General features: G+C 38.6%; 19 protein-coding genes. 16 read left to right on the forward strand and 3 right to left on the reverse strand.

Features of this window, described 5'->3' with window-relative positions; all coding sequences use genetic code 11:
- Positions 1–56: 56 nt before the first annotated feature.
- The 3 genes from BHU72_RS05975 to BHU72_RS05985 all read right to left on the reverse strand — a co-directional run bounded on the left by BHU72_RS05975 (position 57) and on the right by BHU72_RS05985 (position 2,662).
- Positions 57–512, reverse strand: a complete 456-nt coding sequence (locus tag BHU72_RS05975; protein ID WP_069701727.1) for a DUF441 domain-containing protein — start codon at positions 510–512, stop codon at positions 57–59.
- A gap of 119 nt (positions 513–631) precedes the next feature.
- Positions 632–1,369: a phosphosulfolactate synthase gene (locus tag BHU72_RS05980; protein WP_069701728.1), complete on the reverse strand. Its 738-nt coding sequence runs from the start codon at positions 1,367–1,369 to the stop codon at positions 632–634.
- A gap of 96 nt (positions 1,370–1,465) precedes the next feature.
- The gene (locus tag BHU72_RS05985) at positions 1,466–2,662 is read right to left on the reverse strand and encodes an MFS transporter (protein WP_069701729.1); all 1,197 of its coding nucleotides are present in this window, start codon (positions 2,660–2,662) and stop codon (positions 1,466–1,468) included.
- Positions 2,663–2,778: 116 nt separating this feature from the next.
- On the opposite strand from BHU72_RS05985, the gene BHU72_RS05990 reads away from it, so the two are divergent.
- From BHU72_RS05990 to BHU72_RS06065, 16 genes are all read left to right on the forward strand, one after another.
- A complete protein-coding gene (locus BHU72_RS05990; RefSeq protein WP_069701730.1) occupies positions 2,779–3,039 on the forward strand; it encodes a YqhV family protein in 261 nt (86 codons plus the stop codon).
- A 60-nt stretch (positions 3,040–3,099) separates the two neighbouring features.
- On the forward strand, positions 3,100–4,338 hold the full coding sequence (locus BHU72_RS05995; RefSeq protein WP_069701731.1) for an HD-GYP domain-containing protein: 1,239 nt from the start codon (positions 3,100–3,102) through the stop codon (positions 4,336–4,338).
- 69 nt (positions 4,339–4,407) lie between these two features.
- The gene (locus BHU72_RS06000; protein WP_069701732.1) at positions 4,408–4,731 is read left to right on the forward strand and encodes a CD1247 N-terminal domain-containing protein; all 324 of its coding nucleotides are present in this window, start codon (positions 4,408–4,410) and stop codon (positions 4,729–4,731) included.
- A 103-nt stretch (positions 4,732–4,834) separates the two neighbouring features.
- Entirely contained in the window at positions 4,835–5,809 is a 975-nt protein-coding gene (spoIIIAA, locus tag BHU72_RS06005) for a stage III sporulation protein AA (protein ID WP_069701733.1), read from the forward strand.
- Entirely contained in the window at positions 5,802–6,317 is a 516-nt protein-coding gene (spoIIIAB, locus tag BHU72_RS06010) for a stage III sporulation protein SpoIIIAB (RefSeq protein ID WP_069701734.1), read from the forward strand. Before spoIIIAA ends, spoIIIAB begins: the two co-directional genes overlap by 8 nt.
- A gap of 12 nt (positions 6,318–6,329) precedes the next feature.
- Complete coding sequence (gene spoIIIAC, locus BHU72_RS06015) at positions 6,330–6,530, forward strand: stage III sporulation protein AC (RefSeq protein ID WP_069701735.1); 201 nt, start codon at positions 6,330–6,332, stop codon at positions 6,528–6,530.
- A gap of 12 nt (positions 6,531–6,542) precedes the next feature.
- Entirely contained in the window at positions 6,543–6,929 is a 387-nt protein-coding gene (gene spoIIIAD / locus BHU72_RS06020) for a stage III sporulation protein AD (protein ID WP_069701736.1), read from the forward strand.
- 12 nt (positions 6,930–6,941) lie between these two features.
- Complete coding sequence (gene spoIIIAE / locus BHU72_RS06025; RefSeq protein WP_069701737.1) at positions 6,942–8,117, forward strand: stage III sporulation protein AE; 1,176 nt, start codon at positions 6,942–6,944, stop codon at positions 8,115–8,117.
- Between the two features lie 97 nt (positions 8,118–8,214).
- Positions 8,215–8,904 (forward strand): stage III sporulation protein AF, encoded by a 690-nt coding sequence (gene spoIIIAF / locus BHU72_RS06030; RefSeq protein ID WP_069701738.1) that lies wholly within the window; start codon positions 8,215–8,217, stop codon positions 8,902–8,904.
- Positions 8,905–8,913: 9 nt separating this feature from the next.
- Complete coding sequence (spoIIIAG, locus tag BHU72_RS06035) at positions 8,914–9,501, forward strand: stage III sporulation protein AG (RefSeq protein ID WP_069701739.1); 588 nt, start codon at positions 8,914–8,916, stop codon at positions 9,499–9,501.
- A 12-nt stretch (positions 9,502–9,513) separates the two neighbouring features.
- Entirely contained in the window at positions 9,514–10,077 is a 564-nt protein-coding gene (locus BHU72_RS06040) for a SpoIIIAH-like family protein (RefSeq protein ID WP_069701740.1), read from the forward strand.
- Between the two features lie 141 nt (positions 10,078–10,218).
- The gene (gene accB / locus BHU72_RS06045; protein WP_069701741.1) at positions 10,219–10,719 is read left to right on the forward strand and encodes an acetyl-CoA carboxylase biotin carboxyl carrier protein; all 501 of its coding nucleotides are present in this window, start codon (positions 10,219–10,221) and stop codon (positions 10,717–10,719) included.
- 10 nt (positions 10,720–10,729) lie between these two features.
- On the forward strand, positions 10,730–12,070 hold the full coding sequence (gene accC / locus BHU72_RS06050) for an acetyl-CoA carboxylase biotin carboxylase subunit (RefSeq protein ID WP_069701742.1): 1,341 nt from the start codon (positions 10,730–10,732) through the stop codon (positions 12,068–12,070).
- A gap of 81 nt (positions 12,071–12,151) precedes the next feature.
- Positions 12,152–12,562, forward strand: coding sequence for an Asp23/Gls24 family envelope stress response protein (locus BHU72_RS06055; RefSeq protein WP_069701743.1), 411 nt, complete (start codon positions 12,152–12,154; stop codon positions 12,560–12,562).
- Positions 12,563–12,658: 96 nt separating this feature from the next.
- Positions 12,659–13,225 carry an alkaline shock response membrane anchor protein AmaP gene (amaP, locus tag BHU72_RS06060; RefSeq protein ID WP_069701744.1) on the forward strand — a complete coding sequence of 189 codons (567 nt, stop codon included), beginning with the start codon at positions 12,659–12,661 and terminating at the stop codon, positions 13,223–13,225.
- A 9-nt stretch (positions 13,226–13,234) separates the two neighbouring features.
- Positions 13,235–13,456 carry a DUF2273 domain-containing protein gene (locus BHU72_RS06065; RefSeq protein ID WP_069701745.1) on the forward strand — a complete coding sequence of 74 codons (222 nt, stop codon included), beginning with the start codon at positions 13,235–13,237 and terminating at the stop codon, positions 13,454–13,456.
- The last annotated feature ends 57 nt before the right edge of the window (positions 13,457–13,513 follow it).

Raw genomic sequence — 13,513 nt, forward strand, 5'->3', positions numbered from 1 at the left:
AACACGCAGTAGTTTTTTTATGTCAGATGTTACAAATGGCGAAGCTTGTATTCTTTCTATTTTAGGAAGTATTGGAATAGTTTCAAGAAGAATGCTGTTAACCCAGCGGCCATTAAAGGACCGACGGGTATACCTTTGAAAAACACAATGCCTATAATTGATCCTACCACTAATCCAACCATCAATTCTGGATCGTATTTTAATAACGTTAGCCCATGATAATTCATATATGTAGCAATAGCCCCACTTACTAAAGCTAGGATGCCAATCCAAGATGTAAATACATCTACAACATCTTTCGATTGTACTTTGCCGTTTGCAAAAGGCACCAGCACTGCCATCGTTAGAAATAATAACCCAACCTCTAAGCCTCTACGCTCAATCGCAGGGAAGTATCGTTCAAGGCTTGTCAATTTCATAATTAATAAAAAGCTGGCCGCAGTCGCTATAATGTGGGAGCGACCAATCAGACCAACTATTATTAGTATCACTAACGCGATTTGCCCACCCATTGTATCACCCTTATCTTCCTGTCCATTACTATACAATATGCAGAAGATAGTTTATTCATTACATGGATTGGATTTTATGTTATAGCTTAACGCAGTAGATTTTAGCAAGCAAAGAAACTTTATTTCAAACAAGTAAGCATGGTATCACTACGTAACCCTTTACGTAAAGTAGCTACCGATAGAATATCCTCAAAAGCGACATTTCCAAAATGGACATCCACACCTAATACGTTAATTATTGCAACCTGTTGATCCTTGCACGGAGCTTCCCATATAATATATCGTAGCAAGTCAGGTTCTTTAGAAAGTGTCTCAAGAACCTCTTCTTGAATGTTACCTTCATTATCATATAGCCCACTTGTCCCTGATTCACGTCCCTCTAAAATGACAAAATCAGCTCCAGCCTCTAAGTCATGTTTAATCGAATCTAATAAAGAATGGAAGCCTGTTTCTGTCTTTTTGCCAATTTCAGATAGAACTGTTAAGTCAAGTGATTTACCACGACGTATAAATTCATATTTTTCTTTATCAGGAATATCGACTGTACCATGGGAGATTTCCACACCAGTGAATTCGTATGAAATGATTTCTTCAAAAAAGACATCCGTCAGTTGTTTCACATAGGCTGCCTCAAATAGTGTACCTCCTGGGTATGCGATAATCTCATGATCTTTCAAAAGTCTATTCTTTTGTAATAGTGCCTCCGGCTGATATAAACAGCTTGTTCCAAATCCATATTTTACAAATTGCATATATGGTTTAGCAATTGCAATTTGATCTTTCATTTGATGAAATCCAATTCCTTTATCCATAACCATGGTATAGCCGTTACATTGTTTATCAAAAGATGAATACATAACAACACACTCCTAGTATTTCTTAGCAATAGCATATGCAAGAGATGGGTAAGAGTGTGTATTTGACTATATCATTTAGCTCGTGAATTTAGTATCTTAGCCACTTTTCTTTACTTTGATCACGAAGAAAGCAATGGCTGCAGTAATGCCAGCTAGGATACTCATAGCACCAAACATAATCTGGCTAGAAATCTTCATTAGAAAACCGAATACTGGGGGACCGATTGCAACCCCGAAGAATCTTACACTTCCGTATAATGATGTGACTAAACCTCGCTCTTCAGCAGAGATGGAGCCAGTGATAATCGTATTTAAGCAGGGAAGAACTAACCCACTACCGAAGCCTATGATCATTAAAGCAGACATTTGAAAATATGTATTAGTACTTATGATTGCCGCACCACTTCCAACAGCAATGACGATTAATCCTGTGACTGCAATTGATTTCATTTTCTTAGGTTTACTTTTTACTTTTTTACCAGTAACATATGAGGTCGTCGCCATGACAAGTAACGGCAATGCCAGTACAAACCCTTTGTACACACCATCGATATGATATTTCTCTTCCAAAATATCCGACAAGTAAAAAAGTAACCCAAACAAGATGAAAAGCGTGATGGAACCGGCTAAAAATGCTGCTAATAAAGTAGCACCTTGCTTGCTGAAAATTTTTAATATCCCTTTTAAATATTGTTTTACAGGTTGCTTATTGAGATTTCCAGAAGGCTCAGTAACCTTCATCCAAACAATGATGGCAAAAGGAATGCACAATAAAGGAAAAGCGAAGAACACTGCGTACCAGACAATCAGTGCAATTAAAGAACCGAGAATTGGACTTAGTACTTTTCCTAACCCATTAAATGCCTCAATGACCCCAAGTGCTTTACTTCTTGCCGCTCCTGTGAATATATCACTTGCAAGGGCCATCGCGATGGGAGCTGTTCCAGCGGCTCCAACGCCCTGTATTACTCGCCCAGCCATAATAACTGGATAAGAATTCTCTTTAAGAATTACAGCGCCTAATCCTGCGATTACGCCACCTAAAGCATAAACTAACAAGGCAGGTACAATTACTTTTTTCCGTCCATAATGGTCCGATAAATAGCCGGCAACTGGAATGACAATCCCTGCAGGAATTGAAAAAGCTGTAATAATAAGACTGGCTTCAAATTGTGAGATTCCAAGTTCATTTTTCAAGGCTGGTAAGACTGGAATCAACATGGAGTTTCCCAATACCATAACTAAAGGAACTAAACATAATCCAGCTAACGACCATTTCATCTTTTCATCCATGCTATTCCTCCATCTATGATACACAATTACTATGATTCGCTTATTATTTGTTAGTCGAGCATAACTCATGCGTAGCACGAATAAATATTATACAAACTCTAAGATAGGTGATAATAATGGAGAAAATCGCGTTAGGAATGGGATCTTTACGATTACTATCGGGAACAATTGAAGTAACGGCTGCTATACTTATGATTTATTTTGGCACTGTTGAACGAGCGATGATGATTAATGCAGGACTTGCCATAGTAGGGCCGACAGTACTGATATTAGTTACTGCCTTGGGGTTGTTTGGTCTAGCTGGTGAGATATCTTTCGTGAAGTTGGTGTTGGTTTTTTCAGGCGCTATATTGATACTCATAGGTTTATGGAAATAATGCTTTACATACTTTACGCTGCTAATATAGAATTAGAAAAGTTCTATATTAGAATAGGTGATGATAGGATGTGAGGACACGGGAACTTTTACTCTGAAATTAAAGCTTGCTGAAATCATTGATGCTTTTTCCCTTGCCCTTGACCTAGCGGAAGAGAAACAACTTGGTCATGCACGAAGAACTGCTTCGATTGCGCTTTTAATCGCCATGCATTATGGAGTAAAAGGCTACGAGTTGAATAACATCTATTACACCGCAATGTTGCATGACATAGGCTTATCTGAGCCCCTTGGGACGATAACTGCGACTGAGCAAGCAAGTGTGGTCAGGGGACACGCAATTAGTGGTTCTAAGATTGTAGCGAACATTCCATATTTAGAAAATATATCGCCATTTGTGAAGTACCATCATGAGCGTTGGGATGGGAAGGGCGAACCAGAAGGGCTTCGAGGCAAATTAATACCACTAGTTTCCCGTATTATTAATGTTGCTGACAGCATTGAGATGTTTGTCAATACAAAAGGGAGAGATACATATTCCCTGCAGAACTATTTACAAGCAGAAGCGGGGCGGAGGTACGATCCAGAACTCTGTAAAATTGCCTATGAACTTGTCCAATATAATGAGTTTTACGAAACGATGAGTCACCCGATTGCACTGCTTGAAGATTTACGTCCTCAAGATCAAGTCGATGTAGACAATGCTGGGTTATTACTAATAGGCAATGGTTTAGCGCAAGTAGTAGACAATAAGAGTAGCTACACCGCCAATCACAGTATTGAAGTAGCACAATTTTCTGTTGAACTTGGGCGTCATTTAGGATTTAAGGGAGAAAGGCTACATAAGTTAGAAGTAGCGGCTTTGTTACATGATGTGGGTAAACTTGGTATTCCTACGAAGATCTTGCACAAGACCAGCGGATTAACAGAAGCTGAGTTTCAGCAAATTACGTTCCATCCATATTATACAGAAATCATTTTAAGCCAGGTTAAGGGCTTTTCTGAAATCTGCTCTTGGGCATCACTCCATCACGAGAAGCTTGATGGAACAGGATATCATCGCCAATATGTAGCAGAGCAAATTCCTATTGAAGCTAGACTCATTGCAATTGCCGATGTATTTCAGGCGTTAAAGGCTGACCGTCCCTATCGAGCAGGCCTACCCTATGAGAAAATCATGATTATCATGCAAGAGATGGCGGATAAGTTACATTTAGATCCCGAGTTTTATGCTGAATTTACTAGCATAGCACCGAGCTTAATGGAAAATAATAGCGTGAAGAATACGTATTCATTATGAGTAAAAACCTAATTAAGAGGGATACTATGGTTGATTTTCAATATAGATTCCTTTTAAGGAGGTTTTTTTATGTTAGAGCGAATATCTTACATGAAGGGTTTAGCGGAAGGATTAGAGTTAGATTATCACACCAAAGAAGGTAAAATGATTAAGGAAATGATTCATGTGTTAGAAGATATGAGCCATGAAATTCAACACCTTCAAAGTTTATCTGATGAAATGGAAGATTATATTGTAGCAATTGACGACGACTTACATATCTTAGAAGAAGATTTCTACGAAGAAGAAATTGAAGAATTAGGTATGCATGACTATGATTATGAATATGAGAACGAACCTATATATCTTGAGGAAGACCTTGATATAGAAGACTACGAAGACGATATCATGTAAATGCAAGTCCACTAAAATAAAAGCCGCATGGCTTTTATTTTTTTTGTTCATGAAATTGGTCAAGCATGCATAGTTATAATGTAAAGTCCAAGGGAGGGAGAATATGTGGGCACAAGAAGTAGAAGAGATTCTACCGAAAGCGATTAGGGCATTATTTACAATAATGCCAAAAGGAAAAAAAGACGAAATACAAGAAATCAGAATACGCTTACACCAACCATTGGAAGTAAGGTTTTCACAATCGGGACTTTATGTGTCCGGCCCAAGATTCACAACGGATTATCGTGATGCGTACATCTGTACACGGGAAGACTGTATGCAAATGCTTCAGGCGATTAGCAACCATTCCATATATGCAATTGAGGAACAACTTCGCCAAGGCTACGTGACGGTTGCCGGGGGACATCGTGTCGGCATGACTGGGAAAGTCATAGCAGAGACGAACAAAATACGGACAATTCAAAACGTAACGAGCTTTAACATTCGTATCGCGAGGCAAGTGAAGGGCATTGCTACCCACCTACTACCTATGTTGTATGATTCCATACGGAAAAGGCCATATCATACGTTAATTGTTTCACCACCGCAATGTGGGAAGACAACATTATTACGAGATGTGATTCGAGAAATGAGTTTAGGAAATGAGCATTATCATATTCCAGGACATAAGGTTGCCGTTGTTGATGAACGTTCAGAAATTGCTGGTAGTATTAACGGTGTTCCACAATGTGACTTAGGGCCAAGAACAGATGTATTAGATGCTTGTCCGAAAGTAGAAGGAATGATGCTACTCATCCGATCGATGTCGCCGCAGATTATTGCTGTAGACGAAATTGGTACAAGTGCAGATGCATTAGCAATCGATGAAGTCATTCATGCGGGTGTACAACTTATTACTACAGTACATGCGCATAGTATAGAGGAATTGCTCGGGAGACCCACAATCAACGATATGCTGCAAAAGAAAATTTTTGAGCGATATGTCGTTCTAGGTCGAACACCAACTGTCGGGACGATTATAGGGGTCTATGATAAAAATCGATTAAAACTTACACAGAGGGGGGCTGGCGTTGGTTAAGACAGCAGCGATTATACTCGTCATTGTCTCCAGCACCATGATTGGCTTTCTGTTTGCCAATCGATTTGGTCAAAGGGTGAAAGAGTTACGCATTATTTATAGCGCACTGAAATATTTAGAAACTGAAATCATCTATGGCCTTACGCCAATTCCGATTGCTTTTGAAACGATTGGTTCTAGAATTGAGAAACCAATTGGTGAGATTTTCATCCAAATGAGTCAAGCATTGCGACCTTCCGATGTAACAACTGCACAAGTGTGGCTTGCGGCATGGAGGAAGAGCCATGGAATATTGTCACTTCGCGCACGTGATTATGACATTCTATATCAACTAGGGCACACATTGGGGCAAACGGATAAAGAGAATCAGATGAAACATATTAACATGGCCTTAACGTATTTGCAAAGTGAAGAAGCTGATGCACGGAATGACCAACAAAAGCATGAGAAAATGTACAAGTATTTAGGATTTTTGACAGGTATGATGATTGTCATTTTAATGATTTAGGGAGGTTTTAGGATGTACGAGGTCGATGCTATTTTTAAAATCGCCGGTATAGGGATTGCAATTGCGTTTATTCATACAATTCTCAAACAAGCAGGGAAAGAAGAGATTGCACATTGGACAACACTGATTGGGTTTATCATCATAATCTTTATGGTAGCTACCAAAATCAGTGATTTATTCCAAACAATCCGCCAAACATTTCTACTGCAATAAGGGGTGTGAACCTTGGAAATTTTACAAATTGTTTCCTTCGGTTTGGTCGCAACAATTTTAATCATCATTTTAAAAGAACAAAAACCGCAAATTGCTTTTCTACTATCAATCATCACGGGTGTATCAATTTTTATTTTCCTACTAGGGAAAATAGCAGTAATTATACAAACGATTGAAAAGCTAGCGTTTCAAGCAAATATAGATATTGTGTTTCTGGAAACGATTCTAAAAATCATAGGGATTGCCTATATTGCTGAATTTGGAGCACAAATATCACGGGATGCTGGGGAAGGTACAGTAGCGAATAAGATTGAACTAGCAGGAAAGATTTTGATTATGGTACTAGCACTACCAATTATAGCAGTGATTATAGAAACTGTGATTCAGCTGCTCCCTTAAGGAGGAGATTATTTGATACAAAAAGTCACGATAACATTTGTAATGATTGTCATAGCCCTGTGCATGGGTTACACAGCCGTCGATGCGGAATCGGTTACTAACTCCTTAATTGAAGAGCAAATCAATCGATTAGATACGGAAGGAATTGAGCAATACTGGAACCGTTTGCACCAAGAGTATGGGGGATATTTGCCAGATAGTCAATCGCCAAGTATATTTCAAGCACTACTTCCAGGGGAAGAACAATTTAAAATACGAGATGTTCTAAAGGGATTGTTACACTACTTATTCCACGAAATTGTGTACAATACGAAACTACTATCTAGTATTATTCTACTAACAGTTTTTAGTATAGTGCTAGAAAACGTTCAGAATGCGTTTGAAAGAAATGCTGTAAGTAAAGTTGCTTATGCAATCGCGTATATGGTGTTAATTGTACTAGCAATCAACTCTTTTCACGTGGCTGTATTCTATGCCCGAGAAGCAATAGACAGTATGGTCAATTTTATGTTCGCTCTTATACCGCTTGTACTTGGGATTATGGCGGCAATCGGAAATGTGACGTCTGTTGCAATGTTCCATCCGGTCATTGTGTTCGTAGTAAATATCATAGGTACTTTTATAAGTACGATTATATTTCCTCTGTTTTTTTTCTCAGCAGTCCTGAATATTGTAAGTGCTTTGACAGATAAGTATAAAGTAACACATTTAGCTAATTTTCTACGTACCATCAGCTTAGGTTTAATGGGTGTATTTGTAACTATCTTTCTTGGAGTACTATCAATTCAAGGCGCAGCGGGCGCTGTGGCTGATGGGATCACAATCCGTACAGCAAAATTCATCACAGGTAACTTCGTACCAATAGTAGGGAAAATGTTCTCTGATGCAGCAGATACAGTGATTGGTGCATCTTTACTATTGAAAAACACCGTCGGAATTATAGGGATGATCATCTTGTTGTTGATATGTGCCTTTCCGGCCATTAAAATCCTGACACTAGCGGTCATATTCAACTTTTCTGCAGCTGTGATGCAGCCGTTGGGAGATTCGCCGATTATCCAGTGCCTAAGTATCATTGGTAAAAGCCTAATATATATCTTTGCAGCAGTTGCTGTAGTAGGGCTCATGTTCTTTCTAGCAATTACGATTATCATCGCAACAGGAAATCTATCAGTAGTCTTACGCTAGGAGATCACTCAATTCAAGAAATCAATCTCTAAATTACCATTCTAAGATAATAAGAGCAAAGAATAGAAAAATGAAATTTATTGAAGGAGGAACAGTCATGGATTTCATTAGCGCTTGGTTAAAAGGTATTGTACTGATCATTTTATTTGCGACCTTTATGGACTTGCTACTGCCGAGTTCCTCCATGCAAAAATATGTGAAGCTAGTCATCGGATTAATCATTATCGTTACGATGCTTACGCCCTTGCTCATGATTTTGAAAAGTGATTACAGTTTTTCTACAGCAGAAATGTTGGACTGGCAGCGAGGGGAAAGTATTGTAGCAACAGCGATTGATGATGTTTCGCAGAGAATGCAACACGGACAACAAGATATGGCAGTGGTAGCTGTGGAAAACATGATTAAAGACGGTATTGGCATCGTCCTGGAGGCAAACCCCAACTACTCATTAGTGGATGTTGAGATGAAGATTCAGGAAGAACCCAATCAACAGTTCAAATTATCGAATGTAAGCGTATATGTGAAAGCTTCAAAAATTCATGAGAGTCATACGACTACACAACCTATAGAGCACGAGGTAACAGACGATAGTCACGAGCTCAACATTGATGTTCAAGAAGTCTCAGTCATTCAAATAGATTCGATTGAAATATCAAAACCATCCAATCAAACGAGTAAACAAATGAAAGTGAATGATTCAGAAATTAATGAAATAAAGCAATTGTTAAGCAAAAAACTGGAATGTAATCCCAATATTATCGACATTTATCTTGTAAAGGAAGAGTGAGGTGTTACAATGGATTTAAAAGGAAATATGACTCCAATGCGTTGGTTGGTGCTGCTAGGAGCAGTCGGAATGGTTCTATTAATAGTTGTAGCGGATTTTAATGTCTCACAAAGTTTGCCAAAAGAAACTAGCGAGCTTCTCTCCACACCATCAAAATTAACAATTGATACAGCAGGAATGAGAGAATATGAAGAGCTATACGAAAAAAAACTTGAAATAATTTTAGAAAAAGTTGCTGGAGTTGGTCAAGTTTCAGTAATGGTTAACATAGATTCTACAGAAGAGGTTGTTTTAGGATCTAACATCCGTTCAACGAAGAGAAATACTGATGAAACAGACCGACAAGGGGGGAATAGAAAAGTCACAGAATTAACGGAAGACAACCAAATTGTTATTTTGAGAGGTAATAATGGTGGTGAAACCCCTGTCGTGATGAAGAAACTCAAACCTAATATACGAGGTGTCATTGTCGTCGCAGAGGGAGCCAGCAATATTCGTACCCATGCTGTATTGTCAGAAGCAGTTCAACGAGCTTTAAATGTAGGTGCAAATAAAATATCGATTTTACCGATGAATACAAACGAAAAACGTCCATAAGGAGTTGATGAAATGAGCTTTTTTGTATTAAAGAAAGAAAAGATGTTTATCAGTGCGTTAATGGTTCTTACGCTGATGGTGCTTGGTTATTACGTGCAGGGAAATTTAACACAGCCAGTAGATGTAGTGCCTACTGAGGCGACTGCCGATAAAGATAAGGCAAAAGACGAAAATAATAAGGAAGAGAAAAAAGATGGGCAAGTGATTCTATATAACTCTCAAGATGATGCGTTTATCGAATATCGCTTATCTCGCGATTACGAACGCGCTCAATTGCTAGATGAATTACGTGTAGTGATGGCAGGAGTCAATGTCTCACCTGAAGAAGTTGCGAAGGCAAAATCATTATACGATCAAGTTATCGATGTAGCGAACATTGAAGATGAGTTAGAAGAGAAAATCATGGAGTTAGGCTATGAAGATTGCGTATATTTACAAGTAGGTGAAAGAGCACAAGTGATTTTACGTGCCGAAAAAATCTCTACAGAACAATACCTTCAAATCATCGATACGATTGGTGAGTTCACAGGACTTTCTCACGACAATATTGAAGTGAGTTACATTAAGCCTAATTAAGCAATATTAATACGAATTAATGGATAAGCCGGTGCAACCGGCTTTTTCTGTAAGTTTTCTTAAGCATTGCTTTTAATAAAGACAATCATTATAATGTTAATGTAGTTCATTATGTTTACGAACAATTGAGAGGTGGTTTGCATGTTTAATATTTCAGAAATTCGCGAACTTATTAAATTATTAGATAGCACAAATATAACAGAGTTAGAAGTTGAAAATGATGGATCCAAGTTATCTATCAAAAAGAATAAAATTGTAGAAGAGCGCGTAGATAGCGCAATCATACATAATGTATATCAGCCTGTAAAACCATTAGATATGCCAGTAGCATCTGTAGAAACTCCAGCGGCAACGGCGGCAGTTACGGCAGCTCCAGCTACGACACCAGAAAAGAAATCAAATCTACTGGAAATTAAATCACCAATGGTAGGTACTTTCTATTCTTCACCATCTCCAGATGCAGCAGCATATGTTAAAGTTGGCGATAAAGTATCAGACAAGGATACAGTTTGCATTGTAGAAGCAATGAAGCTTATGAACGAAATAGAAGCGGAATGCAGAGGCACAATCGTAGAGGTTTGTGTAGAAAATGGACAGCTTGTTGAATATGGTCAAACCTTATTTAAAGTCAGTGCAGAATAGGAGTGGCTATATGTTCGAGAAGGTATTAATTGCAAATCGAGGAGAAATAGCCGTCAGAATCATTCGTTCATGTCGTGAGTTAGGTATTAAAACGGTTGCCGTTTATTCGCAAGCAGATCAGGATGCATTACATGTACAATTAGCAGATGAGGCATATTGTATTGGACCTACGAGTTCTAAGGAATCGTATTTAAATATGACCAATATCATGAGTGTTGCTACTATTACGGGCTGTGATGCAATTCATCCAGGATACGGATTTATGGCTGAGAATGCTGATTTTGCAGAGGTTTGTGCTTCTTGCGGAATCACTTTTATCGGTCCATCACCTAGAGCTATTGAAACGATGGGGTCTAAGGCAACAGCTCGTGAAACGATGAAAAAAGCTGGCGTACCAATCGTACCAGGTACGGATGGTATTATCACGGATATCGAAGAAGCGCTTAAAACTGCTGAACAAATCGGATACCCTGTCATTGTGAAGGCTACTGCCGGTGGTGGCGGTAAAGGTATGAGGGTAGCGTGGAGTCCAGATGAGTTACACAAAGCGGTCTCTATGGCACAGCAAGAAGCGGCAACGGCATTTGGCAATCCAGGGGTATATCTTGAGAAGTATTTAGAAGAACCGAGACATATCGAAATTCAAATTCTTGCGGATAGCCATGGTAATGTGATTCATTTAGGCGAGCGTGACTGTTCGATACAGAGAAGGCATCAAAAGCTTGTGGAAGAAGCACCATCTCCGGCTATTGAGCCAGAGATTCGTAACCGCATGGGTGAAGCGGCTGTGTCTGCTGCAAAAGCAGTAGATTATGTCACTGCAGGTACTGTAGAATTTCTTTTAGATAAGCATGGACAGTTCTATTTCATGGAAATGAATACTCGTATTCAAGTAGAACATCCTGTTACGGAATACGTCACAGGAATCGATTTAGTGAGAGGTCAAATCCTTGCTGCAGCTGGTCACGAACTTGAAATTCGCCAAGAAGATGTGCAAATTAACGGTTGGGCGATGGAGTGTCGCATTAATGCCGAAGATCCTGACAAAAAATTCATGCCATCCCCAGGAACAATTACAACATATTTACCTCCAGGCGGTTTTGGTGTAAGGGTTGATAGTGCTGCATACCAAGGATATCAGATTACACCTTACTATGATTCGATGATTGCTAAGATTATTGTTCACGGAAAAACTAGGGATGAGGCGATTAATCGCATGCATAGAGCTTTATCTGAGTTCCGTATTGAAGGCGTGAAGACTACGATTCCATTTCATCTCAAGTTATTGAAGAATCCTGCATTTGTTGCTGGAGATTTTAACACAAAATTCTTAGAAATTCATACAATATAATAGGTGATTGCCTATAACGCAATTGAATTAGAGTAGTAGCTGTGATATAATTTGAGCACAGTAAAATCTTGGAGGTGTCAAATGACAATACCATCGGAAATGAAGAATTCCAATGAGTTAGGAAACATCCAAATCGCACCGGAAGTCATAGAGATTATAGCTGGACTTGCTACTGTTGAAATTGACGGCGTAGCAGGTATGAGTGGTGGAGTAGTTGGTGGAATTGCAGAGTTACTTGGAAGAAAGAACCTATCAAAGGGTGTAAAAGTAGAAGTAGGACAACGCGAAACAGCAGTAGATGTATCAATTATAGTGAAGTATGGTTCATCGATACCAGATGTTGCAATAGCAATTCAAGATAATGTAAAACGTGAAATCGAGAATATGACTGGTTTAACAGTAGTAGAAGTCAATGTTCATGTTCAAGGCGTTGACTTTAAGCAAGAAGATAAGAAAGAAGTAAAAAGAGAAGAAGATTCAAGAGTGAAATAAATACACAGAAAACCCCCTGACACCAGGGGGTTTCATTTAGTATGATACGCACATGCTTTGCTAGGTATAGCGAATACATAGGGAAGGAGTAATACAATGAATTTGCTAGATAAGATTGTTTTTTTCTTTTATAATCTAACAGTTGCATTTTTAGCCGTCCTATTTATGATTATCTCACTAAATTTAATTCCAATCTCTATGATTGGTGAATATTTCCATCAGCTATACAATAGTCCATGGCAATCTGTAGTAAGCAATGTTGTAATAGGTCTTATTTTCTTTATCTTTAGTTTGCGATTTATATTTATGAACACAAAGAAAACTAGAAAGTCGGACAACCGTGCTGCAATTACGCAAAGCACAGAGGTAGGAGAAATTCGAATCTCAATCGAAGCTCTTGAGACGATGGCTGAGAGAGTTGGCAGACAAATCATTGGAGTTCGTGAACTTAATGCTAAAGTGATCCCGACGGAAACAGGTGCAAAAGTAGCTGTAAAAGTGAGCTTGGATCCAGAAACGAATATTCCCGAAACGATGACGCTTTTACAAGTAAACGTGAAAGAGTATGTAGAAGGTTTTTCAGGTATCAGTATAGATAAAGTTTTAGTAGTTGTGAAAGATGTACTACCGAAAGCCGTAAATCAAAGATCTCCGTTAAAGTAGGTGTACAGGATGAAAGAGCAATTTACGCAGATACTATATTCACATACTGGGAAAGTCTTTGGAGTCGCTATTGGATTGATTGTTGGTTTTATTTACTTGTTTTTTGGACTGTTCAAAACTATTATTTTTCTTGCCTTTGTCACACTAGGGTTATATATTGGTAGCCGTATTGATCAACAGGAAGATTTACGTGATATTATTGAGCGGTTTTTACCCAATCATTGGCGGTAGTGGTATACCGCTTCTTTTTTTGCTAACAATATAAAGAAAACTTAGTTTAGAATATGA

It is taken from the genome of Desulfuribacillus stibiiarsenatis, assembly GCF_001742305.1.
In the GTDB taxonomy this organism is placed as follows: domain Bacteria; phylum Bacillota; class Bacilli; order Desulfuribacillales; family Desulfuribacillaceae; genus Desulfuribacillus_A; species Desulfuribacillus_A stibiiarsenatis.